We start from the raw sequence: 24,383 nt of genomic DNA, 5'->3' as shown, positions 1-24,383 counted from the left end.
TCGACGGCCTTCCGCTTCAAACTCGTGTCGGCGCCAGTTCACATAAGGGCTCATCGAGGACTGCGACTTTCAGGGCGCCCGAGGCGACCGGGTCGTCGAACAAGTCGTAGGCCTCGGGTACCTGGTCGAAGCCGAAGCGGTGAGTGACCATCCGGCCCGCATCGAGCTTCCCGGCCTGCAGCATCCGCAGGAGCATCGGAGTCGAGACCGTGTCGACCAACCCGGTGGTGATGGTGACGTCCCGGATCCAGAGGTCCTCGAGGTGCAGCGTCGTGGGCTTCCCGTGCACGCCGACGTTGGCGACCCGCCCGCCCGGCCGCACCACGTCGACGGCCAGGTCGAACGCCGCCGGCACTCCGACCGCCTCGATGCCGACGTCGGCGCCCAGCCCACCGGTGAGGTCACGCACCGCCGCCAGTACATCGTCGTCCGGCGACAGGGCCAGGTCCGCGCCGAAGGCGATTGCCGCTGCCCGCCGGGACTCGACCGGGTCGACGACGACGATGCGCTGCGGCGTGTACAGGCCGGCGGTCATGATCGCGGCCAGGCCGATCGGCCCCGCGCCCACGATGACGACGGTGTCGCCGGGCCGGACCCGGCCGTTGAGCGCGCCGACCTCGTAGGAGGTGGGGAGGATGTCGGCCAGCATCAGCGCCGCCTCGTCGGCCACTCCATGGGGCAGCCGGTGCACCGATCCGTCGGCGAACGGGACCCGCACGGCCTCGGCCTGCACCCCGTGCGTGGTGTGCCCCAGGATCCAGCCCCCGCCGCCCTGGCACTGCCCGTAGCGGCCCTCGCGGCAGTACGGGCACCGGCCGCACGAGCTGATGCACGAAACGAGGACTCGGTCCCCGGCCGCGACGGTGCGGACGCCGGACCCGACCTCGGTCACGGTGCCCAGGGCCTCGTGGCCCAGGACGGTGCCGGACGGGACCTCGGGCACGTCGCCCCGGAGGATGTGCAGGTCGGTGCCGCAGATGGTGAACCCGTCGACCCGGACGACGACGTCCTCCGGGTCCTGGATCCGCGGATCGGGCACCTCCTCCCAGCTCCGCTTGCCCGGGCCGTAGTACACCAACGCCTTCATGGCGGACCTCCTGACTATCGGTCCGCCCAGTGCACCGCTCTCAGCACCTCACACGCAGGCGCCGAAGGTCCCGTCGGGACGGGTCCCTCGGCCCCGGACCGGGAACTCGCCGCCGCCTAGCGTCCGAGAGGTCCCTCCCCCGACGCCCCGGACGGCACTCGTGTAGCCCCTCCCGCTCCTCCAGGTCGTGGCGCTGATCGGTGTCGCCCTCGCGCTGGTCGACGCTCTCCGCGACGCCGACACCGACCTCGCGCTCCTGTTGGGGGCGGTGGCGGTCGTGCAGCTCGCCGCCCTCGCCGCCTGCCTGCGCGGCCGGTCCGCGGTCGCCCTGCGCCCAGACCTCGCCGCCTGGCTACGGCGGCAGACCGCCGCCACCGGTGAGCCGCTCGACCGGCTGGCCGACCGCTGCGTCGCCGCCTACCGCGCCGGCCTCGTTGGCGAGCCGCGGGACCGGGCGTGAGTGCCGCCCCGTCGACCACCCTGTCGGCCGTCATCGCCCTCCGCCCAGGCGCCCCCGCCCCGTCGGAGCAGCTCGGCGGCAAGGGTGCATCACTCGACCGCTTGGTGCAGGCCGGATTCCCGGTGCCGCCCACGGCGGTCGTCACGGCGACCGCGTACCGGACCGTCGCCGCGCATCCTGACCTGGCGGACCTGCTGGCCCGGCTGCGGGCCGGCGAGGTCGTGCCGGGCCCCGAGGTCGACGCCGCATTCCTGGCCGTCCCGGTGCCCGACGGCATCGCGACCGAGATCGTCGCAGCGGTCGCCGAGACCGGCGGCGACGGGCCCGTGGCGATCCGCTCCTCGGCCACGGTGGAGGACATGGCCGGCGCGTCGTTCGCGGGACAGTACCGTTCCAGCCTCGACATCGGTCCAGCGTCGGCGCTGCAGGCCGTCCGCCTGACCTGGGCCTCCCTGTGGCACCCGGCTCCGTGCGCGTATCGACGGGCGTGGGGCATCTCGGACGACGACATCGCCATGCCGGCCGTCCTCATGCGGATGGTGCCGGCGAGATCGGCCGGCGTGGTGTTCACCGTCGACCCGGGCGGCGTAGCCGGTCGGATGCGTGTGGAGGCGGTGCCCGAGCTCGGCGAGTCGCTCGTCTCCGTGGCCCGGACACCCGACGTGTGGCTGCTCCCCCGCAACGGCGCAGCCGACGGGGTCGCGCCCGCCCAGGTCCGCGAGGCGGCAGCCCTCGCGCTCGAGGTGGAGAGGGCTGAAGGCGGCCGGCCGCAGGACATCGAGTGGGCCTGGGATGGCGAGCGCACCTGGCTGGTGCAGGCGCGGCCGATCACCACGGGGCCCGCCCGGGCCGACGACGGCTGCGACACCCCGCAGGACGATGCGGAACTCACGACCGCCGGCATCGGCGAGACCTTGCCCGGAGTGCTCCCGCCGCTGGTCTGGGACGTCTCCTCCTTCCTGGTGGAGGAGGCCTTCCGCGAAGTGCTCGGCCGTCTCTGGGGCCTCGGCGACGGTCGCGATGGCCCGCACGACCTGATCCGCCGGGTGCGCGGCCGCGCCGCGCTCGACCTGGACGCGCTGCGCGCCGCCGCGCGCTGCCTCCCCGGCGGCTCCGAGGCCGAGCTGGAGCGCCAGTACTTCGGCGCCGCGCTGCCGGAGGCCGACGAGGGCTCTCCCGCCCCGTGGTGGCGCACGATCTCGCTGCAGCTGCGCGCCGGCACCGCCCGCCGCCGCGCCACGACCGAGGCCGGCATCCTCCTCGCCGCCGTCCCGGCGCTGCTCGACGACCCACCGCAGCTCGCGGACCTGACCGACGACGAGCTGCTGGCCTACCGCCGCCGGCTCGTCGACCTCGGGGCCCGGGCCATGACCGTGGAGCTGGCCGTCGCCTCTGCGGCGGTGGCGGCCTACCAAGGGCTCGAGGCCCGGCTCGCCGGGTACCTCGGCGAGGTGGGCGCGGCGGCCGCGGCACAGCGGGTCACCGCAGGCGCCGGCGCCCGTCACGCTCCCCGCCCTGCCGACAACAGGTCGGTGTTCGCCGGCCCCACCTGGGCCGAGTCCGGCGGGGTGCAGGCTCCGGCTGGGGGGTCCGCTCGGCCGGACCCCGACGCGGCCCGCCGGGATCTGGAGGAGGCGCTGACCGGCCAGAAGCGGTGGCGGCGGGTCCGCGTCTTGACGGGGCAGCTCGTCGACGTCCGGCTGCACGTGCTCCGTCGCGAGATCGCGGACGCCGCCGAGGGGCTGACCCGCCGAGAGGAGGTCAAGGCGGCCGTGTTCGCCGTCGGCGGCGAGGTGCGCCGTGCGCACCAAGAGCTCGGCCGGCGGCTGACGGCCGAGCTCGGTGTCCTCGCCGGCCCCCCCGAGGTCGACCTGCTGCGGGACGCCGAGCTCGCACCTGCGGTGGCCGGCGCCCCGCCGGCGCCGGCCGAGCTGGCCCGCCGGCGGCGGTGGCTGGAACAGCGGGCGGCCGATCCCCCGCTGCCGCTGCGCTTCACCGGGACGCCGGACGCCGCCCCGCCCGCCGCGCCCGCCGGGAACCGGCTGACCGGGTGGGCGGCGGCCCCGGGGCGGCACACCGGCCTCGCCCGCACGCTCGCCGCACCGGAGCCCGAGCTGCTGGCGCCCGGGGAGGTCCTCGTGGCTGCGGCGACCGACGCCGGCTGGTCCCCGGTGTTCCTCCGCGCCGGCGCGATCGTCGTCGAGCGCGGTGGACCGCTCTCGCACGCGGCGATCGTCGCGCGAGAGCTCGGCCTGCCCGCCGTCCTCAACGTCGCCGGGGCAACCGAGGCTCTCGACGGCCGCCTCGTCACCGTCGACGGCGACGCCGGCACCGTCGACGTCCAGCCGGAGGAGGACCGGTGAAGCGCCGCGTCCGCGAGGACTGGTGGTCCGACGCCGACATCGACCGCGGCAGATCTTCGTCCCGGCCATCATGGGCGCGGGCCTGCTCGTCTCCGCGTTCACGCTCGTGCGCGATGCCCTGCACGGCCGGAATCGCCGCGGCCGGACCCGCGCCACCGCGCTCGAGGCCGCCGCCGTGGCCCGGTTCGTCCGGACCGGGGAGCCGCCCGACGGCGCGCTCGCCGTCGGCCTGCGCCCGCGGGTGCACTACGTGCTCCTGGCGCTGGTCACTGGCGCTCTGGCCGTCTACGGGGCTCGTGGGGCGACCAAGAACTACGCCCCGGCCCGCAGCGGCATGTTCGAGGGCCTGGCCTGGATGTACGCCCTTCTGCTGCTGGTCGCGGCCGGGATGGCGGTCGTCGCCGTGCTCTCCGCGGTCGCGGCCACCACCTGGCCCGGTCCACCCCGGTGGCTGCGTCCGCTGCTGGCGAGCACGCCGCTGGGGCAGGCCCCGGGCGGCGGTGCCCGGCGCGGGGTGCTGCTGCTCGGCTGGGCGGCAGTCATCGCCGCCGTGGCGGCGGCGCAGTTCGTCTTCACCACCGCCGGCGCGCCGCAGATGCTCGCCGAGATCGACGACGAGATCACCGCGCCCGTCGCCCCCGTCCTGCCGTGGGGTCAGTTGGGCACCGTGCCCGTGGCGATCGTGCTCTCCGCCATCGTCGGCCTCGTGGGACTGCGCTGCGTGACCTTCGCCCTCGGCCAGCTGACCGTCGTGGCGGCGGCTCTGGTCGGCACCGCCGTGCTCGCCGACCGACTGGAGCGCGCGTACCCGGCGGACGGGGCGATGGCCGGGCTCACCGGGTCGCTGCCCAGCGCACCGGTGCTCCAGGCAACGCTCTTCGCAGGACTGCTGCCCCTGGCCGTCTACGTGCGAACCCGCCGACGCGGCCCAGCGCTTGTCACGCTGGCGCTGACCGGCACGGGAGCCCTCGTCGTCGCGGTCGAGGTCGTGCGGGTTCGGCTGGCCTGGCCATCGGACGCCGGGGCCGGCGTCCTGATCGGGCTGGCCCTGGTATTGGCGACCTGGTGGGCGCTGGAGCAGCCGCGTCGGCACCGGCGCTGCTCGGTGTGCCCCTGGGAGGCCGCGGACGACGCCGCGGCCGGACCAGGACTCCTGCCGGTCACACCGGCAGAAGAACGGGTGCTGCGCCGCGCCGCCCGGTGGTGGCTGGCCGCGACTGTGCTGCTGTTCCTCGGGCTGGCGCTGGTCGAGGGCCTGCCGGTCAGCCGGGAGGGCGAAGCCATCGGGCCGGCCCTGACGCGGCAGTTGCAGCTGGGACTGCTCGGCCTGGCGGCGCTCGCCTGGTTCGTGGCGCTGCGCTGGCACGCTGTCGGCGCCGCGGTGGCCGCGCTCGCCGGCACCACCCTGGCCGTCTTCGCGGCGACCACCTACCAGCCGTGGGTGAGTCTGCTGGTCGCCGCGGCGTTCCTGCTCCCGGCGTTCCTCATGTGGGTGGCCTGGCAGCACCGCCGGTCGATGCGCTCGGTGGTGATCCTGGCGACGACCACGGCGGTGCTACTCGCGGGCACCTTCGGCGGGGCGACGGCGGCGAACGACTACTTCTTCGGGCCGCTGCACCCCCGCTCGGCGACCGTCGTCCTGCCCGTGGACTCCGTCGAGTGGGCGTGGTCGGGCGCCGTCACCGGCCGTTCGGCCCAGGTGGTGGCGGAGCTCAGCTCAGGCGGCGGAACGGCGCGCCTGGCCGTGGTCCCGGCCGCCGGCGGCGACCGAGTCCGGTCCGCACCCGCCAAGCCGTCCGCGGAGGGTGTCGTGCGCCTCGAGGTGGGTGGTCTGGAGCCCGGCACCCCGTACCGCTGGACCGTGGAGGTGGACGGTGACCCCGACGACTCCCGTGGCCGCGGCCGCCTGACGACCGCGCCGGAGGGTCCGGCGTCGTTCACCCTCGCCGTCGCCTCGTGTGCCCGGACCGGGTCCAGCGGCGCGGTCTTCGACGCCATCCGCGCCGTGGACCCGCTGCTGTTCCTGCACACCGGCGATCTGCACTACGCCAACATTGAGCGCGATGACCCCGCGCTCTTCGGTGACCGGTACGAGGACGTCCTCACCGCCCCGGCGCAGGCCGCCCTCTACCGGGACGTGCCGATCGACTACGTGTGGGACGACCACGACTTCGGGCCGGAGAGCTCCGACGCCTCGTCCCCGGCGCGCTCGGCCGCCCGGGAGGCCTACCGCACCTACGTCCCGCACCACGAGCTGGCCGAGGGGCCCGGCGGCGCCATCTACCACGCCTTCACCCTGGGCCGGGTCCGGGTCGTGGTGAGCGACACCCGTTCGGAGCGCACCGACACCACCATGCTCGGCGCCCGGCAACTGGCCTGGCTGGAGCAGGAACTGGTGACGGCCAGCCGTAGCCACGCCCTCGTGCTGTGGGTGAACCCGACCCCGTGGATCGCGCCCGACCAGCCGGGCCGGGACGACTGGGGTGGCTACGCCGACGAGCGCCGCCACATCGCCGACACGTTGGCCGCGGCCGGCGTCGACGACCTGGTCATGCTCAGTGGGGACGCCCACATGGTCGCCATCGACGACGGCTCCCACACCGACTACAGCACCTCGGGCGGCGCGGGGTTCCCACTGCTCCAGGCGGCGGCGCTGGACTCACCCGGCCACGTGAAGGGCGGCCCCTACAGCGAGGGGACGTTCCCGGGCGCCGGGCAGTTCGGCACCGTGACCGTCACCGACGACGGCGGCGCCACCGTTCATGTCGGATTGGCGGGCCGGACCCACACGGGTGAGGTGCTGGCCAGCCTCACCGTGACGCTGCCGGCGCCGGCGGTCTGACCGGGGCGTCAGCTGGGCGTGCGGATGCCGTTCGGGCAGCTTCCGACCGGCGCGCCCTGCGCGGTGCATGGCGGTCCCGGCAACGTGCGGCGCTGCAGGCCTCGCGGCCTCGCGTGCCGAAGCGCGGCTGGACACCGACCGCCCTGCGCCGCTGGCTGACTCACCTCGTGCTCGCCGTCGCCGCCCTCGTCCTGGGCCAGGTCTGTCCCGGTCTGATCACGTGACCGGCGGACCGGTGGGTATGTCGGCGGGGGCGTCCCCTATCTCTGGGTCCCGTACCGGCACGTGCGCACCCCTCGGCGGACGTCGTCCTCGCCTTGGCGTTCGACCGGCACTTCCTCTCTGCGCGTGCAGGTGGTCCTCCCCAACCCGACCGACTGGAAACAGCACCCCGGGCTCGCTGATCCCTCAGAGATCGACGAGGCGACTGACCGGCTCACGGAGGCCGCGGAGCAAGCCGGGTCGCTCACACATTGACGCACGCCCGGGCCAGGCCGTGCCGCCGCCGGTCCCCACGCCGGAGAAGAACCCCGGGGGATCTCCGGCGGCCCTGTCCGCCTGCCGCAGCGGCACAGGCGTTCTTCGACACTTCGTAGCGGTCACCGTCGGGGTGCGTCCGCACCCACGCGCGCAGTCAGACGAGGCAGCGCAGGTGCCGCGGCGGCGTGTCAGCGGTCCCACTCCGCGCTGCGGAGCCGAACCAGCGACACCAACGCCGCCACCACGCCGATCGCGGCGCCGACCACCCCCACGACGAGGACGACGTGCGCGACGGTCTCCCAGCCCCCTGAGAGGTCGAACGGGAACACCTGGAGCACACGCAGCGTCGCCGCGCCGCCGAACGCCGACGTGATGACGAGGCCGGCCGGGGTCACCCAGCCTGGGCCGCCGGCCAGCTGCACGAGGTGGACGACGATGCCGACGACGAGCGCTGCATCGATCACCCCGAGCACCTGCGGCGTCTCGCCGGTGAGGAACGGTACGACCTCCCACCCCGGCCAGGCGTGGATGGCCAGGAGCAGTACCCCGTTCACGAGGGCCCCCAGCAGGTGTCCGAGGACGCGCCCCGCGGCGGTGGGTGTAGGGGCGGTGCGGAGCTCGGTCATGGTCTCTCCCGGATCGTCGGATCAGGATCGACGCTAGGAGCGGGGACGGGGTCCCGGCCCGGGCCGGAGGTCCGCCGGCGCGGGGCCGGAAGCCCCGACCTCCGGTGCATGGTCCACTGCGCCGGCCCGGGCGATGACCTCCACGAGCAACGCGCCGGCCGCCCCGAGCCCGGCCGCCAGCAGCAACGCGGGCGCCGATGGCCTCAGCAGCAGGACGTTCTCGCGGAACGCCGGCAGTGAGACGGCGAGTGCGGCGAGCCCGGCCATGCCCGCGAGCAGGGCCGCCTTGCCCGCGGTGAACGGCCGGGCCAGGACGGCGAGGGCCCACAGCGCGACGACGAGGACGACGACAGTCGCGGTCGTCCGGGCCGCCGCCACGCCGCCACCCGGATCGAGCCAGCGGGTGGCTGCGTACCCCGCGTAGGCGGCGGCGCCGATCACCAGCCCGGTCGGCACGGAGAAACGCAGCACCCGGCCGACGAAGCCGGGCACGTAGCGGCGGCGGTTGGGCGCCAGCGCGAGGAAGAAGCCGGGCACCCCGATCGTGAGCGTCGAGATCAGTGTCAACTGCACCGGCTCCAGCGGGTACGCCACCAGCGTCGCGACGGTGACCAGGGCCAGCACCAGGCTGTAGACGTTCTTGACCAGGAACAGGTTCGCCGCGCGCTCGATGTTGGCGATCACCCGGCGGCCCTCGGCGACGGCGTGCGGCAGGTGCGCGAACCGCCCGTCCAGCAGGACCAGCTGCGCGACCGCCCGCGTAGCCGGCGCCCCGTTGCCCATGGCGACCCCGATGTCGGCGTCCTTGAGCGCGAGGGCGTCGTTCACGCCGTCCCCGGTCATGGCGACGACATGACCGCGTGCCCGCAGCGCCCTCACCATGGCCCGCTTCTGGTGCGGGGTGACGCGGCCGAAGACGCTCGCCGTCTCCAGAACGGCGCCGAGCTCGTCGGGGTCCTCGGGCAAGCTCCGGGCGTCGACGGCGTCCGCGGCGCCGGTCACCCCGGGCACGCCGACGGCGGCGGCCACGGCACCGACGGTGCGCGGGTTGTCGCCGGAGATGACCTTGAGGGCGACGCCCTGGTCGGTGAAGTAGCGCAGGACCTCGGCGGCGTCGTCCCGGATGCGCTCCGCCAGCACCACGAGGGCGACCGGCTCGAGGCCCGGTGGCAGGTCCGGCTCGGCCGCGCTCCCTGCCCATGGCTCGGATGACCGGGCCAACAGGAGGACGCGGCGACCTGCGGCGGCGAGCCCGTCGGCGCGGGCCCGTGCGTCGCGCTGCGCGGAGGCGCCCGGCGCCGGCAGCACCATCTCCGGCGCGCCGAGGACCCAGCTGGCCCCACCGGCGGTACGGACGGCCGACCACTTGCGCGCCGAGGAGAACGGCACGCCGTCTGTCACCCGCTCGCCGTCCGGCGCGGGGAAGGCCGCGGCCAGGGCACGCGCGGTGGCGTTGCCGCCGTCGGCCACGGCCAGCAGCGCCAGCGCCTGCGCGCTCGCCGCGTCGTCGGCAAGCGACTCCAGGTGGTCGAAGCCGACGTCACCGTGGGTGAGGGTGCCGGTCTTGTCCAGGCAGACGACGTCGACGCGGGCGAGCCCCTCCACGGCGGGCAGCTCCTGCACCAGCACCTGCCGACGGGCCAGCCCGACCGTGGCGACGAGGAAGGCGAGCGTGGTGAGCAGGACCAGCCCCTCGGGGACCATGCCGACGAGCGCACCGACGGTGCCGGTGACGGCGTCGCGCCAGTCCTCGTTGTCCGCGGTGCGGAACTGGCTCCACAACACCAGCGGTCCGACGACGAGCAGCCCGACCGCGATCCAGCGCAGGATCCGGTTCGTCCCGGCCTGCAGCTCTGACCGGGTGCGGGTGAAAGCTCGAGCCTCCGCTGCCAACCGCGCGGCGTAGGCGGCGTCGCCCACGGCCGTGGCCTGCATCCGCCCGCTACCGGCCAGCACGACGGAGCCCGACAGCAGCTCGTCCCCGGGTGCCTTGGCGATGGCGTCTGCCTCGCCGGTGAGCAGCGACTCGTCAACCGACAGCCCTGCTCCCTCGCGCAGGACGCCGTCGACCGGGACCTGGTCGCCGGCCTGCACCACGAGCAGATCGTCGAGGACGACGTCCTCGACCGGCGTCTCCTGCTCGCGGCCGTCCCGCACCGGCCGGGCCCGCGGAGCGCTCAGGACGGCGAGGCGGTCCAGCGTCCGCTTGGCGCGCAACTCCTGCACGATGCCGATGGCCGAGTTGGCGACGACGACCCCGCCGAACAGCGCGTTCTGCCAGCGGCCCGCGAGCACGGCCACCACCCATAGGGCGGCCAGCAGGCCGTTGAAGAACGTGAACACGTTGGTCCACAGGATCTCCCCCAGCGTGCGGCTGGTCCGCGCTGCCGTGGCGTTGACCGCGCCGGCGGCCACGCGTTCGGCCACCTCTGCGGCGGTGAGGCCGGCCGACGACGTGACGTGACCGGTCGCTGCTGGTGCCGGTGCCTCGGGGCCCGCCGTCACAGCAGGCCCCCGGCCCGCAGATTCAGCGCAACGACCCAGGCGGCGAGCAGCACTCCCCCGACCGTCCCGACCGCGAGCAGGAGGCGGCGGGCGCTCCAGCGCTGCACCCGGATGCGCGGATGGTCGGGCAGTCGCCGGCGGAACTCCTCGACGAGGTCACGCCCGTCGGCCTGCATCAACCGGCGCAGCTGCCGCGGCACGGTCAGGGAGCTCGTCGTGGCGAAGGCCTCCGCCAACTCAGCAGGGGTGAAGCTGCGCAGTGCCCGGTCGAGGACCCGATCGGGGCCGGCGACCAGCGCGCACACCAGGAGCATGTTGGCCAGGTCCACGGCCTGCCGCCAGCGCGAGGGCCGCAGCTCGCCGAAGGAGACGTCGACGAGGACGACGTGGTCGCCCTGGGCCAGCACGTTCGAGGGCTTGATGTCGCGGTGGGCGGCGCCGGCGGCCCACAGCAGCCGCACCTGCTGCAGGGCGTCGTCCACGACCGGGTCCCCCATGCCGGAGTCCAGAATCTCCACCGCACCTAGGACCAGCTCGGTGACCAGCAGGTACTCGCGGCCCGGCACCACCTCCACCACGCCGACCGGGGCGGGCACGCGGACGCCGCCGTCGCGCAGCAGCCGCACCATGTAGTCCTCGTGCTCCACCAGCCGGCGCACCGAGGAGAAGGGGGCCTCGTCCTCCAGCCGGCCGTAGCGCAGCACCCGGAAGAGCTTGTACCAGCGGTCGGACCGCAGATGGGTCAGCGAGTACAGCTTGCCGAAGAGCACGTCGGGCGGTCCGCCGGCCACGTGCAGCTGGCACGGCGTGGAACCGGCGGAGCCGTCCAGGCGGTACGGCTCGATGGCCGTCAGCTCGAGGCCCAGCTGGTCGCGCACGGCGGCGCGGACGTGCGCGGTGCGCTGCGCGTCGAGGTCCAGGTGCGCCTTGACCCGGCGGCGGTAGGTGACCGGGAAGGCGCCCTCCGGGGCCAGCACGGAGAAGGCGACAGCGGCGGCGCTGCTCCCCAGCACGGCGCTGGCGACGGCGGTCGAGGCGTCGTCCAGCCCGAGGGCGATGCGGGGCGCGATGCAGGCGGCGAGCAGAAGGACGACGGCCACCCACCCCCATCGCCGGGCCCGGCCGGCGGGCGTGAGCACGTACAGAGTCGCGACCGCGACCGTGGCGAGGACGACGTCCGGCCAGGCGGAGAGAGTGAACGCGTCGGGGGAACCGGTCAGCCCCTCGCGAACCGCCCTGACGAGCACGGCCTCCCCCGCGGCGAGCTGCGCCAGGGCGGCCACCACGGAGATGGTGCCCAGGTAGACCAGCAGGTGCCGCCACCGCGCGGTCCAGACCAGGACGAGCGCCGTGGGAACCCACAGCACCCGGTAGCCCACCTCGGCATCGAACCGGGCCAGGTCGGCGGCCAGGTCCGGGTGTCGCCCGACGGGCGCCAGCAGGTCGGTGGCCGCCCCGTCGAGCGGGGGCAGCCCACCCGGCCGTCCGGACCAGAGGACCAGCAACAGTGCGGCGGCGGTCAGGGCGGCCAGCCACGCCCACACCTGGGGCGGCACGGGCCGGCGCAGAAGCCGCTCCCGGCCTGAAGGCCGGCGGCCGCCCCCGCCGTCCGGCCACGACGGCCGCCGGATCCCGGGACCGGGTAGTGCGGAACTCAGGTCGGCCACCTCGTCATCGTGCGCGCCTGGTGCGTCACCGGGCCCGGGCCTCCGGGCCCCGCCCGGTGGGTCGGAGGTCCCTGCGCTCACGCGGCCCGGGTGAGCGGACGGGCAGCCGGCGGCCGAGGCGTGGCCGGACGAAGCAGCGTCTTGCCCATCGGGCCTGACGACGACGAGGTCGCCGCCGCGCGCAGCCCCGACGAGCGCCTCGTAGACGAGTGGGTCCATCAGCGCGGTGCGGGCGCGGCCGTGGACGCCGGTGAGTCCGACCGCCTCGAGGACGGTCGCGTCGAGCGTGGCCAGCGCCGCGGTGCGCAGCCGGTCGGGCATGTCGCTATCGCCTCCCGGCGGGCCGCCTCACGCAGCGCCCACACCAGGGCCGCGGGCGCGTCCAGGCCGGCGGTGACCGGCACGACGATCGACGGCGCGGAGCGACGGGAGGTCGGCGGGTCCACCAGGGCGGGAGCGACGAGCGACATGCCGACGATCTTGGTCACCGGCGCCGGCCGTCAGTAGGGACCTCCGTCCCTACGCGAGGGGCCAGTGGTCAGCAGCCTCCGGCCACGGCGACCGCTGCACTGGTCCGGTGACCACTCGCCTGGCTCCCGACGTGCCCGCGGCCGAAGCGCCGGCCCCCGTAGGGGTCGGGCCGGCGCGCATCGTCCGGCTCCCGACGGACCTGGTACGCGTGGGACTGGGCCTGGCCGTCCTCGGCGTCGGCTTCCTGCTGACGCAGCAAGGCGAGCTCTCGACCATCGAGCGCGACGCGTTCCGGCTCCTGAACGACCTGCCGGGTCTGTTCCTGCCGGCCGTCTGGGCGATCATGCAGCTCGGCAATCTCGTCGCGGTCCCGGCGCTCGCGGCCGTCGCGGCGCTGCTGCGGCGGCTGCGCGCGGCCCGGGACCTGCTGGTCTCGGGCCTGCTGGCCTACGCCGCCGCCGACCTGGTGAAGTCGATCGTCGGGCGCGAGCGGCCAGGCGGCCTGCCGGTCGGCGCCGTGCTGCACGAGGGCACGATCGGTGGCATCGGGTTCGTGTCCGGGCATTCGGCCGTGGCGGCGGCCCTGGCCACCGCCGCGGCGCCCTATCTCACCCGCCGGGGCAGGCGCATCGCGTGGTGCCTGGCCTGGAGTGTCGCCCTCGCGCGGGTCTACGTCGGCGCCCACCTGCCGCTGGACATCCTGGGCGGCCTGGCGCTGGGCTGGGCGATCGGCTCCGCGGTGCACCTGATGTTCGGCATCCCGCGCCGGACCGTGCGCCCCGACCGGGTGGAGGCGCTGCTCGCAGCCGTGGGCCTCGCCGGCACCCGAGTGCGGCCGGCGCCGGTGCAGGCCCGGAGCTCGCACCCGCTCCTCGGGGTCGCCCCCGGAGGCCGCGTGCTGTACGTGAAATACCTGGAGCCCGACCGCGCCGAGCGCGACTGGCTGCACCGGCTGTGGCGGCTGCTCTCCGTCCGGGACGTGAAGGACGACGATGCCCTCGCGCCGCTAGGGCACCAGGCCGAGCACGAGGCCGTCGCCGCGATGACCGCGCACGCCCGGGGCGTGCGGGTACCGGAGCTGATCGTGGCCACGGGCACCGACCGGGACGCCGTCGTCGTCCAAGAGCACGTGGCCGGCCGGCCGCTGGACACCCTGGAGCCCGCCGAGGTGACCCCCGAGTTGCTGCGCGCGGTGTGGGAGCAGGTGGACCTGCTGCACGACGCCCGTGTCGCCCACCACGACCTGGTGGCCGCCAACGTCCTGGTCGACGGTGACGGCCAGCCTTGGCTCGTCGACTTCGGCAACGCCCGGACCGGCGCCTCCGACGACGCCATGGCCGACGACGTCGCCGAGCTGCTGGCCTCGCTCGCCGTCCGCCTCGACCCGGCGCGCGTGGTCGACGGCGCCGTGGCAGTGCTGGGGGCCGGGCCGGTCGAGAGCGCGCTGCCATCCCTCGCCCCCCTGACGCTTTCCGCGGAGACCCGTGGCCGGCTGCGCGACCGGCCGGAGCAACTGACCGAGGTGCGCGATGCGGTGCGCGCCCGGCTGGGGCTGCCCGATCCAGCACGGTCTGCGTGGCCCCGCCCCGGACGGGCGGCGGTGGCCGCGGTGGCGGTGGGCAGCGCCGTGGTCCTCGGCCTGCTCCTGATCGAGTCCGGGACCGCCTTCCTGGACACCCTCGAGGGCGTCGGCTGGCGCTGGCTCGGCGGTGCCGTCGTGCTCGCCGGCCTCGCCCGGGTAGCGGCCGCGGCAGCGGTGCTGGCCACCGTCGACCGACGGATCGCCGTCGGACGCATCCTGGGCGTCCGGGCCGTCCAGGACAGCGCCTCGCTCCTGCACGGCCGGGCCGGGCGGCGCCGGGCCGCCGAACGCCTCCTCGAGAGCGCCGGGGTGCTTCCCGACGCCGCCGTTCGAGCGGTGCGACGGACGGTCGTCGGGACCGTGGCCGGCGCGGCCGTCGTGCTGATCACCGCGTTGGCCCTGGGGCTCGCCCGACCTGGGCTCGGCCACTGGCAGTCGCCCGCGGATGCACTCCGGCCGGCCCTCATCGCGCTGGGCGCGGCCTGCCTGGTGGCGGCGGGGCAGGTGCTCGCCGGCCAGGGCGGATCGGCGCGGGAGCGGTTGCTCGTGCGCCCGCCTCGCCTGCTCGCGCCGCCTCCGCGATGGGCCGCGCAGGTGGGCTGGGCAGCGACCGCGACGGCCTTGGAGGCCGCCGTCCTGGTCTGTGCGGTCGAGGCGGCCGGAGGTCGCGCCGCGGTCCTCGCCGTCGCCGCCGGGTACGCCGGCCTACGCCTGCTGTGGACCGCCCTTCCACTGACCGGGCTCCCCGGCGCCGCAGAGGCCGCGCTGCTCGCCCTGCTCGTCGCGCTCGGCGTGCCGCTGGCCGACGCCTGCGCGGCCGTGCTGATCACCCGGGCGCTGACCTTCTGGTTCCCCGCCGCGCTGGGGGCCGTGACCGCCCGACGAGGGCCGAGGTGGTGATGCGGCAGCGAGCCACGCACCCGTGGGGGGTGGCCGCCACCGGAACCGCGGTCGTGCTGCTTGCCGCCGTGCTTTTGGTGATCTTCCTGAGCGGTGGCGACGACGACGCAGGCGAGCCCGCAGCGGGGCCGTCGGCGTCCGCGTCGCCCGGTACGGCGACCACGCCGGCGGCGCCGACGAGCACGGCGACACCCGTTTGGGAGCCGTCCGCCCCCTCCACCACCGTCCCCCCGCCCATCCCGACGCCGCAGACCACGACACCCCCCGGAATCCCACCTGCGCTGCGCGGGGTGGACGTGACGGTGCTGCCCACCGATGAGCACGTGGTGGCGCTGACATTCGACGCCGGGGCGAACAGCGCAGGCCTGCCGAGCATCCTGGCCACGCTGGCCGACCGGGGTGTGCAGGCGACGTTCTTCCTCACCGGCCGGTGGGCGCAGGCAGACCCCGCCGGCGTGGCCGCAATCCGCGCGGGCGGGCACCGCATCGGCAACCACTCGATGACACACCCGCACCTGACCGGGATGTCCGACGCGGCCGTCGCCGACGAGGTGTCCGGCGCGGAGCAGGTCCTCCGCGCGGCCGGCCCCGACCCGCGGCCGCTGTTCCGCTTCCCGTACGGCGACCGCGACGCGCACACCATCGCCGCGGTGAACGCGCTGGGCTACGTTCCGGTGCGCTGGACGGTGGACACGCTCGGCTGGCAGGGCACGGCCGGCGGCGCGAGCGCCCGGTCGGTCGCCGACCGCGCCGTGGCGGCCCTGCAGCCCGGGGAGATCGCCCTCATGCACATCGGGTCCAACCCCGACGACGGGACGATGTTCGATGCCGATGCGCTGCCAGTCGTCATCGACCGGATGCGTGCGGCCGGCTACACCTTCGTGACGCTCGACGCAGTGACCGGCGGCTGAGCGGACAGCGCGTCGATGACGGCCGTAGGCGGGTCTGCGCCCCGTCGGCGACCGCGGCCAGCTCAGGGTTGCCCGAGATCGCGACGAGCACGCCAGGGTCGACCGCCGTGACCCGGACGCCGCCCGGCTCGTCGGCGCGGATGACGACGTTGCACGGCAGCAGGAGGCCGAGATCGGGCTCGGCCGTCAGGCCGCGGTGGGCCGAGGACGACTTGCGCCGGCACCTCGACACCGAGCTTCCCCGCGTCGTGGCAGCGACGTCGATCTCGGTGAGGACGCCGAACCACTGGTCGGCCCGCGCCTCGCCGGTGCGCGCCACCACCTTGGCGAAGGGAGGTCGAGCGTCGTCGTTATGGCGTAGCCGCTCACCGTGCGTTCTCGGCGGCCGGCAGCCCGGTGACCGACCGGACGACGAGCTCGTCGACCTCCAGCCGGGCGATGCGGACCCGCTTGAGGTCGGCCCGGCCCACCGCCAGCCGGCCCACGGCCATCGAGCCGACCGCCAACGCGCCGACGGCGAACGACCCCAGGGCCAGCGCACCGGCCGCGACGGCTCGCAGCGCTACCGGCCCGCCGGCCACAGGTCCCAGTCGAACGGGACGCCGCAGCACAACCCTTCTCATGTGCGTGTTCATGTCCACCTCCGTGCCCGCGGTCCCCGTCCGGCTCCGCGCGGGACGTCCGCACCTCACACGCTTCCCCGCGACCCGTCCGGGCGAGCAGGGCCCAACGACTCCCCGCACCGGGACCCTCGTCGCGACTGCGGGACCTCCGACCCTCCGCCGACGGGTCCACGCGCGAGAGGGCACCAGTTGGCCGAGGTGCAGGCTGACAGCACCGTTGCCCATCACGTGCGCTCACGTCACCCCCAACCACGCACCGGCACCCACGCCCAGCAGGACCGACCCGACCGCAGCCGCATGGAGGATCAGCGCCGGGATCCGGCGGACCCTCTGCGCGGTACCAGCCGAGGTCCGCGGACCCGTGCACTCCGGCTCCGCGGCCACGGCAGCCGTGGCGGGTACGCCGGCGAACGCGGGGGCGATCCAGCGCAGGTAGTAGAAGAGACTGGCGACGGTGTTGACCGCCGCCACGACCACCAGCCAGACCAGAGCACCGTCCCAGGCGGCGGCGAAGACGGCCAGCTTGCCGACGAACACCGCCGTCGGCGGAGTCCCGACCAGGCCGAGCAGGCAGACGACCAGGCTGACCACGATCCAGCGGTGCCGCCCGACTGCGGTCGCCCAGTCCGTGATCGTGCGCGCCGTGGGTGTGGCTGCCACGGCGGCGAAGGCGCCGATGTTGGTGACGGCGTAGCCGGCCAGGTAGAGGGAGAGGGCCGGAACCGCGAGGTCGCTGCGCGCGGCGACGGCGACGACCATGAACAGGTAGCCGACCTGGCTGACCGTGGAGTAGGCCAGCAGCCGGAGGACGTCGGTTTGGGCGAAGGCGGCCAGGTTGCCCAGCGTCATGCTCGCCGCGGCGATCGCGGCGACGAGGAGCGGCACGTCGAGCGGTATGTCGGCGAAGGGCTCGGCAAGCAGCCGGAAGGCTGCGGCTACCGCGCCGATCTTCGGGATGGTGGTGATGTACGCCGCCATCGGCGGCAGGGTGCCGGCGGTGACGTCGGGAACCCAGAAGTGCACCGGTACCGCGCCGGCCTTGAAGGCGACCCCGGCGAGCACGCCGACGACGCCGACCGCCAGCAGGCCGGGTGCGGCATCCGGGAGCAGACCGGCCAGCTCCACGTAGCCGGTGGTGCCGGCGGCGAGCACCAGGGCGGCGACGCCGACCAGCAGGAGGACACCCACGAAGGCGCCCATCAGGTAGTACTTCATCGTCGCCTCGGTCCCGGACGACTCCTTGGCGAAGCCGGCCAGGGCGTAGAGCGGGACGCTGGCCAGCAGGTAGGCGGCGACGAGTAGCAGCAGGTCGCCACTGGCGGCCAAGGCGTTCGTGCCGAGCGCGCCGAGCAGCATGAGCACGTAGGCCTCGGTCTCGCGGGGATGCCCAGCCACCGACGGGGCGGCCAGCCACACGAGGACCGCAACACCGAGGGCGACGACGATGCGGACGACGCCGGTGGAGGTGTCGACGACCCAGGTGCCCTCGAAGAGCCGCTGGGCGGGATCGCGCAACGCGGCTGCCGCCGCGACCGCGCTGGCCAGGCAAGCGACAGTGACCAGCAGCCGCACCCGCCACTGCTGCCGCTGGGGCGTCCACAGGCCGAGGAGCAGCCCGCCCACCGCGCCCAGCAGCAGCAGCGCCTCCGGCACCAGCGCCGACCAGGCCTCCCCGCTCCCGGACATGCCTGTCACCGGGCCACCAGCTCCACCACCGCCATCGCTGCCGGCTCGAGGACGTCGAGCAGGACGCGCGGGAACAGCCCCAGCACCACGGCGAGCGCCAGCAACGGGACGATCGAGACCACCTCGTGGCCGCGCAGGTCACGCAGCCGAGTCGCCCCGCGGGCCTCGGTGGCGATCGCGCTGCCGCCCGCGCGGGCCGGGGACGGAGCCGGCCCCTCCCCCTTCTGGTCGGCGTCGGTCACGGGGCCGACGTCCGCCTCCTCCGGAGCGACGGTGTCGCCGGTGAGCAACCGCTGCAGCGCGAGCAGGAACAGCCCGGCGGTGACCAGGATGCCGACGACGGCGATCACCGTGGCCACCGGCGTGGCTTGCAGGGCCCCGGTGAAGACCTGGAACTCGGCGATGAACCCGGAGAACCCGGGCAGCCCCAGCGACCCGAAGGCGGCCACCGCGAGGCAAGCGGCGAACACCGGTGCGGGACCGGCCAGCCCACCCCACCGGTCGAACGCGTAGGAGCGCCCGCGGGACCACAGCCAGCCGCTGAGCAGGAACAGCGCTCCGGTGAGGAGTCCATGGCTGACCATCTGGTACATCGCGCCGACGGTGGCCACGGTCCGTGCTGCCTCGTCGGCGGATGCCACCAGACCTGCGGCACCGAGCCCGAGCAGGACGTAGCCCATGTGGTTGACCGAGGTGTAGGCGATCATCCGCTTGACGTCGGTCTGGGCGAGTGCGACGAACGCGCCCCACAGCACGCTGATCACCCCGACGACGACGGCCACCATCGCCCATCGCTGCCAGGCTTCGGGCAGGATCGGCATGGCGATCCGCACGAAGCCGTACGTGCCCAGCTTGAGCAGGATGCCGGCGAGGACGGCCGAGCCGGCGGCAGGGGCGTCGGTGTGCGCGTCGGGAAGCCACGTGTGGAACGGGAACAGCGGCGTCTTCACCGCCAGCCCCAGTCCGATCGCCAGCAGCACCAGTCCGCCGGCCACCGGGGAGTCGGCCAGCGGCGGGTTCGCCGCCAGCGCGACCATGTCGAAGGTCCGCTCCTCGCTGCCGAGGAACAGCCCGATGAAGCCCACCAGCAGCGCCAGCGACCCGACGAACGTGTAGAGGAAGAACTTGAGCGCGCTGCGCCGGGCGTTGCCGTGCCCCCAGCCGGCGATGACGAAGTACATCCCGACGATCGTCAGGTCGAAGAAGACGAAGAAGAGGATGAGGTCGAGCGAGGCGAACGTGCCCAGGCAGGCGGTCTGCAGGAACAGGAACAGCGCGGCGTAGGTGCGCGGCCGGTCGGGCTCCCGGAGCGAATAGACCGCGCAGGCCAGGAAGAGCACCCCGGTCAGCGCCAGCAGCGGCAGCGACAGCCCGTCGACGCCGACGTGGTAGCCCGCGTCCACCGTCGGGATCCACTGCAGGTCGGCCTCGTACGCCAGCCCGTCGACGACGCCCGAGGCGCCGTCGCCGGGGTCGAACCGCCACCACATCCAGCCGACGAGAGCGAGGTCGACGGCCGAGGCCGCCACCCACACGGAGATCGCCGCCCGGCCACCGAGTCCACGTGCCCCGAGGAGCACGCCGGCGGCCACCAGCGGCAGGAAGATGACGACGGTCAGCAGCACGACTACCTCACCACCAGCAGGAGGACGAGCAGGAACCCGAGGCCGACGACGGCCTGGGCGTAGTACTGGTGCAGCAGCCCGGTCTGAGGACGACGCGCGGCGCTGCCCGCGCGGCCGAACGCCCTCGCCGTCGCCCGGACCGCTCCGTCCACCAGTCCGGCGTCGATCCGCGCGGACCCGTCCGCGGTCCGTCGTGTCGCCGCGCCCACTCCCGACACCGCGCCGTCCAGGACGCCGTCATCGGCCCGGGCCGCCAGAACCGCGAGGCGGCGCCCGCCCGCCGCGACCCCCATGACGGCCCGGTCGAGGACCCGGTCGTCCACGCGGGCCAGCGCCCGGGCCAGCGCCATCGCCGGCCGAGGTGACAGCAACCCGCCCAGCCCGGCCCACGAGCCGAGCGGGCTCCGGACGAGCTGGTCCACGACGGCCGGACGGGCGCACACAGCGACGACGGTCAGTCCGAGAACGACGAGCGCCAGCGCACCGGAGAACAGCAGCTCCCCCAGCCCTGGGGACGGCTCCCCGCCCGCGTCGAGGACCGCCTTCAGCTCCTCGGCCACGGCCGGGAGCGCGAGCACACCCAGCCCGGCGGCGAACACGGCCAGCACACCGGCGACGGCGGTGGTCAGGACCGGGATCCGGCGGGTACCGGTCTCCTCGGTGTCGACGGCCTCGTCCCCCGCCGGCGGGGCGAGGAGGACGGCCAGGATCCGGCCGGCGTACACGGCCGAGACCGCGGCGGCGGCGAGGCCGACGACGTGCAGCGCCGTCCCGTCGACCCCGGCGAGCACCTCGTCCTTGGTGGCCCACAGCGACAGCGGCGGCACTCCGGCCAGCGCGAGGGCTGCCACGACGGCCGCTGCCCCGACGCCCGGGTAGCGCCGCGCCGCACCCCGCAGGTCGGCGAGGTCCTTGGTGCCCAGCGCGGTGAGCCACGCGCCGGCGGCGACGAACAGTCCGGCCTTGACCGCGGCGTGCGCGACCAGCTGGGCGGTGCCGCCCGCCGTGGCACCCACGCCGGCGGCGAGGACGACGAAACCGATCTGCGCGGCGGTGCTCGCCGCCAGCAGCTGCTTGAGGTCGGTCTGCGCCACCGCCACCGCGCCCAGCAGGAGGGCGGTGAGTGCGCCGGTCCACGCCGCCGCCGTCGACGCCCAGCCGGTCCCGGTCAGCAATGGCTGCAGCCGGATCAGCAGGTACCCGCCGGCGGCCACCATGGTCGCCGAGTGCAGCAGGGCGCTCACCGGGCTGGGGCCTTGCATGGCCGCCGACAGCCAGGCCGAGAAGGGCAGCTGAGCCGACTTGCCCAGCGCGGCGACAAGCACTCCGGCCGCGGCCACGTCCGCCCAGCCGCCGTCGACCGCGCCGAGGTCTGCAAGCGCCAGGCTCCCCGTGGCCGCCAGGGCGGCGCCGGCGGCGACGTACAGGCCGAGGTCCCCGGCGCGGGTGGTCACGAAGGCCCGCGTGCCGGCCGCTAGCTTGCCTGGCTCCTCCCAGCGGAAGCCGATCAGTGCGTACGAAGTCGCTCCCATCACCTCCCACGACAGCAGCAGGGCCGGAAGCGTCGCCGCCGTGACCGTTGCCAGCATCGCCGCCACGAACAGCAGCAGGTAGCCGAAGAACCGGGCCCGCGCCGTGTCTTCCGGCAGGTCCGCGACGGCGAAGACGGTGACCAGCAGGGCGATACCCGCGACCAGCACCACGAGCACCGCGGACAGGCCGTCGACGACCAGCCGCAGGTCGCCGCCGTCGACGATGCCCAGGAACGGCGCCGAGACGCTCGGCCGGCCGGCCGCCACCAGGGCCGCGAGCACGACGCCGCCGCCGGTGACACCCACGGCGACCGGGCCGGCGATGCGGTCGGCCCCCCGCCCAGTGACCAGCAGACCCGCTCCGCACACGGCAGGCAGCAGGACGAGGGCTGCGAGCGCGCCGCTCATCCGCGCAGGTCCGTGGCCATGTCGACCATGTCCACTTGCCTGGCCCGGTAGATGGCGACGGTGACGGCGAAGCCCATCGCCATCTCCACCGCCATGACCACCAGCGCGACAACGACGAGCATCTGGGCGTCGGGCAGTTCGGGCGCGAGGAAGTACCACGCCGCTCCCCCGGCCAGCAGCACCCCGTTGAGCACGAGCTCGAGGCCCATCATCACCATGACGATCGACTGCTGGGACAGCGCACCGAACAGGCCCACGCCGACCAGCGCGACGGCCACGGTCAGCACGATCTGCAGCACCAACTCGGAGGTCATCGCGGCAAACCCCCGGGTACCGGGTCGTCCGGGCGCGTCGCGTCCAGCCCGGGGCCGAGCCGGTCGTAGCGACCGCGGGCGGTGGCCAGGATCGTGCCGGCCAGGATCGTCGCGAACAGCGCGATGCCGACGACCAGCATGACCAGCATGTGGCTGCCCATGATCGCCTCGCCGAGCTGCCGGGTGCTGTCGGCCGGGCGCACCGGGTTCCGCGTCGGCCAGTCAATCGTCCAGATCCCGGCCGCGAGGACGACGAACGCGCTCGCACCCATGACGGCCGAACCCTTGGCGTTGTGCACCATCGTCATCGGCATGAGCCCGGCAGGGTTCATCATGAAAGCGATCATGAAGACGGCCATGATCGCCATCTCGATCGTCATCATCAACGCCGTCACGATGGCGAGGTAGACGAGATCGAGGGCCAGCAGGATCCCGGCCACCGCGAGAAACGACACCAGCAGGGCGAAGGTCGCCCGGGCCATCGAGTCGACGACGAAGACGGCGATCCCCGCAGCGACCGCCAGCACCCCGAGAACGGCGACGGCGGTGATCGCCCAGCCGGAGAGTTCGCTCAGCATCGGCTCCTCCTCACGCGTAGAACCCGTTGAGAACGAGCACGGCGACGACCAACGTCTGGAGCAGGGTCGCCGGGACGAGCACCATCCAGCCGACCTCCACCGTCCGGTCGGGTCGCAGCACCGGGAGCCGTCTTCCCACCCAGATCAGGGCAGCGACGACGCCGAGGGTCTTCAGCAGGTGCCACAACGGGCCGGGCAGCACGGGGCCAGAACCGCCGCCGAGGAACAATGCCGCCGCCATTGCCGCCGTGGCGCCGAGAAAGACCGCGCGACCTGCCTCGACCAGCAGCCGGTCCACCCCGGACAGCTCGGAGGCGACACCACCGGCGATGTCGGCGGCTGTGGGCGCGGCGAACGGCCCCCAGAACGCGAAGGCCGCGGCGCTCGCCACGAAGACCACGAAGGCGACGGGCATCGTGACCACGAACCACAGGTCCTGCTGCGCGGCGAGGATGTCCGTCGTCCGCAGCGATCCGGCTGCCAGGCCGGCCGTGATGAGCGCGAACATCAGGGGGAGCTCGTAGGCCAGTCCCTGCGCGAGGAAGCGATAGCCGCCGATCAGCGCGTGGACGGCGTTGGGGCCCCAGCCGACCAGCCACACCGCCGCCCACAGCAGCGCCTCCATGGCGTTGAACCACACGAGGTCGGCGCTGGTGGACCACAGCGTGCGGCCGCCGATCGGGACGACGGCCAGTGACAGCAGCGCCAGGGCCGGCACCGCCGCGCAGCCCAGCCGCCAGAGGAGCCGGTCCGGGGCCACCGTGGTGCGCCGCTGCTCGATCAGCAGGCGCACGCCCGAGCGGATCGGCTCAGGGGCGCTCCCCAGCGCGCCGAAGACCACGGCGCGGTCGGCAGCCGCCACCAACAGACCCAGGACCAGGCCGATCACCACGATGCCGAGGACCGCCGGCGCCAGTCCCCATGCCTCCGCCAGGCTCGGCTCATGCATGCGCGTGCTCCGGAGCCGGCGCCGCGGGCACGGGGGTCAGGTCGAGGCTCGCCACGATCAGGCGCGCGCTGCCGACCTCCGCGCCCTCCACCAGGGCCGCGACCTCCTCCAGCGAGGGAGCGGGCGGTTCCTCGACCGGCTGCCCCGACGCGATGTCGCACCAGCGCCGGACGCGGTCCAGGACGTCCTCATCGGAACCGCGCTCCGTCGGGATCTGCCCGATACCACCGGCCGCCCACGACAGGATTCGCGACCGGCCCACTCGCTGCGCCACGGCCTCGGCGAGCCGTTGCGCTCCACCGTGACCGGACCCGTGGGTGACGAGCCCGTCCCGGGCGCGGCGTGCGTCACGGGCAGCGGTCGGCCAGCTGGCAACGTCCAGGAATCGGGCGAGCCGATCCAGCGCCGCCCGCTGGGGGTCCGGAGGCGGGGACGCAGCGGGAAGAATGCCGGCATCGAGCCAGGCCAGCTCGGCGGACCCGAGGATGTCACCCTGCAGGTCCGCCCGTAGGACCAGACCGGTCGGCCAGCCGGGAAGGACCGGCCCGAGCGCCACCCGGAGGACGTCGAGCTCGAGACCGTCCCTGTCCGGCCCGGTCGAGGCCATCGGCAGCCCGGCCACCTCACCACCGTGGTGCATGTGGTGACCCTCGTGACCACCGCCGTGGTCCATGCCCTCGTGACCACCGCCGTGGTCCATGCCCTCGTGACCACCGCCGTGGTCCATGCCCTCGTGACCACCGCCGTGGTCCATGCCCTCGTGACCACCGCCGT

18 protein-coding genes are annotated in these 24,383 nt (G+C 74.7%); 5 read left to right on the top strand and 13 right to left on the bottom strand.

Translation table 11 applies throughout. The features are described 5' to 3' along the window. Positions 1-16: 16 nt before the first annotated feature. Entirely contained in the window at positions 17-1,087 is a 1,071-nt protein-coding gene (locus tag ACI79S_RS12415; protein WP_456593745.1) for an alcohol dehydrogenase catalytic domain-containing protein, read from the bottom strand. Positions 1,088-1,274: 187 nt separating this feature from the next. Here ACI79S_RS12415 and ACI79S_RS12410 point away from each other — a divergent pair, with 187 nt between their 5' ends. From ACI79S_RS12410 to ACI79S_RS12400, 3 genes are read left to right on the top strand one after another with little or no spacing between them, the layout of a single operon-like run. Continuing rightward, positions 1,275-1,547 (top strand): hypothetical protein, encoded by a 273-nt coding sequence (locus ACI79S_RS12410; RefSeq protein WP_456593744.1) that lies wholly within the window; start codon positions 1,275-1,277, stop codon positions 1,545-1,547. Continuing rightward, on the top strand, positions 1,544-3,910 hold the full coding sequence (locus ACI79S_RS12405) for a PEP/pyruvate-binding domain-containing protein (protein WP_456593743.1): 2,367 nt from the start codon (positions 1,544-1,546) through the stop codon (positions 3,908-3,910). Before ACI79S_RS12410 ends, ACI79S_RS12405 begins: the two co-directional genes overlap by 4 nt. 22 nt (positions 3,911-3,932) lie before the next feature. Continuing rightward, positions 3,933-6,752, top strand: coding sequence for an alkaline phosphatase D family protein (locus tag ACI79S_RS12400; RefSeq protein ID WP_456593742.1), 2,820 nt, complete (start codon positions 3,933-3,935; stop codon positions 6,750-6,752). Positions 6,753-7,420: 668 nt separating this feature from the next. Here ACI79S_RS12400 and ACI79S_RS12395 read toward each other — a convergent pair. The 3 genes from ACI79S_RS12395 to ACI79S_RS12385 form a co-directional block, all read right to left on the bottom strand. Next, positions 7,421-7,858: a hypothetical protein gene (locus ACI79S_RS12395; protein WP_456593741.1), complete on the bottom strand. Its 438-nt coding sequence runs from the start codon at positions 7,856-7,858 to the stop codon at positions 7,421-7,423. 33 nt (positions 7,859-7,891) lie between these two features. Further along, positions 7,892-10,285, bottom strand: a complete 2,394-nt coding sequence (locus ACI79S_RS12390; RefSeq protein WP_456593740.1) for an HAD-IC family P-type ATPase — start codon at positions 10,283-10,285, stop codon at positions 7,892-7,894. A gap of 74 nt (positions 10,286-10,359) precedes the next feature. Then, entirely contained in the window at positions 10,360-11,919 is a 1,560-nt protein-coding gene (locus ACI79S_RS12385; RefSeq protein ID WP_456593739.1) for a phosphatase PAP2 family protein, read from the bottom strand. A 790-nt stretch (positions 11,920-12,709) separates the two neighbouring features. Here ACI79S_RS12385 and ACI79S_RS12380 point away from each other — a divergent pair. Together ACI79S_RS12380 and ACI79S_RS12375 are read left to right on the top strand one after the other, a co-directional pair. Further along, entirely contained in the window at positions 12,710-14,983 is a 2,274-nt protein-coding gene (locus tag ACI79S_RS12380; RefSeq protein WP_456593738.1) for a phosphatase PAP2 family protein, read from the top strand. Between the two features lie 302 nt (positions 14,984-15,285). Further along, positions 15,286-15,894 (top strand): polysaccharide deacetylase family protein, encoded by a 609-nt coding sequence (locus tag ACI79S_RS12375; RefSeq protein ID WP_456593737.1) that lies wholly within the window; start codon positions 15,286-15,288, stop codon positions 15,892-15,894. Here the strand turns inward: ACI79S_RS12375 and ACI79S_RS12370 are convergent. The 9 genes from ACI79S_RS12370 to ACI79S_RS12330 form a co-directional block, all read right to left on the bottom strand. After that, positions 15,830-16,126 carry a DUF302 domain-containing protein gene (locus ACI79S_RS12370; RefSeq protein WP_456593858.1) on the bottom strand — a complete coding sequence of 99 codons (297 nt, stop codon included), beginning with the start codon at positions 16,124-16,126 and terminating at the stop codon, positions 15,830-15,832. The two genes, ACI79S_RS12375 and ACI79S_RS12370, sit on opposite strands and share 65 nt — an antisense overlap. Before the next feature lie 133 nt (positions 16,127-16,259). Then, positions 16,260-16,475, bottom strand: coding sequence for a hypothetical protein (locus tag ACI79S_RS12365; protein WP_456593736.1), 216 nt, complete (start codon positions 16,473-16,475; stop codon positions 16,260-16,262). 276 nt (positions 16,476-16,751) lie between these two features. Beyond that, positions 16,752-18,203, bottom strand: a complete 1,452-nt coding sequence (locus ACI79S_RS12360) for an NADH-quinone oxidoreductase subunit N (RefSeq protein ID WP_456593735.1) — start codon at positions 18,201-18,203, stop codon at positions 16,752-16,754. A gap of 5 nt (positions 18,204-18,208) precedes the next feature. Further along, the gene (locus ACI79S_RS12355; RefSeq protein ID WP_456593734.1) at positions 18,209-19,828 is read right to left on the bottom strand and encodes a complex I subunit 4 family protein; all 1,620 of its coding nucleotides are present in this window, start codon (positions 19,826-19,828) and stop codon (positions 18,209-18,211) included. A 2-nt stretch (positions 19,829-19,830) separates the two neighbouring features. Next, positions 19,831-21,768 (bottom strand): NADH-quinone oxidoreductase subunit 5 family protein, encoded by a 1,938-nt coding sequence (locus ACI79S_RS12350; protein ID WP_456593733.1) that lies wholly within the window; start codon positions 21,766-21,768, stop codon positions 19,831-19,833. Then, on the bottom strand, positions 21,765-22,082 hold the full coding sequence (locus tag ACI79S_RS12345; RefSeq protein ID WP_456593732.1) for an NADH-quinone oxidoreductase subunit NuoK: 318 nt from the start codon (positions 22,080-22,082) through the stop codon (positions 21,765-21,767). Before ACI79S_RS12345 ends, ACI79S_RS12350 begins: the two co-directional genes overlap by 4 nt. Then, positions 22,079-22,660 carry an NADH-quinone oxidoreductase subunit J gene (locus tag ACI79S_RS12340; protein WP_456593731.1) on the bottom strand — a complete coding sequence of 194 codons (582 nt, stop codon included), beginning with the start codon at positions 22,658-22,660 and terminating at the stop codon, positions 22,079-22,081. Before ACI79S_RS12340 ends, ACI79S_RS12345 begins: the two co-directional genes overlap by 4 nt. Positions 22,661-22,670: 10 nt before the next feature. Further along, positions 22,671-23,609 carry an NADH-quinone oxidoreductase subunit H gene (locus ACI79S_RS12335; RefSeq protein ID WP_456593730.1) on the bottom strand — a complete coding sequence of 313 codons (939 nt, stop codon included), beginning with the start codon at positions 23,607-23,609 and terminating at the stop codon, positions 22,671-22,673. Continuing rightward, positions 23,602-24,383 (bottom strand): hypothetical protein (locus ACI79S_RS12330; RefSeq protein ID WP_456593729.1); only part of this gene is annotated, 782 nt, incomplete at its 5' end. The genes ACI79S_RS12335 and ACI79S_RS12330, both read right to left, overlap by 8 nt.

It is taken from the genome of Blastococcus sp. SYSU DS1024, from assembly GCF_054050795.1.
Note: the sequence above shows the minus strand (reverse complement) of the source record. Positions and strands in the feature narration are given on the sequence as shown.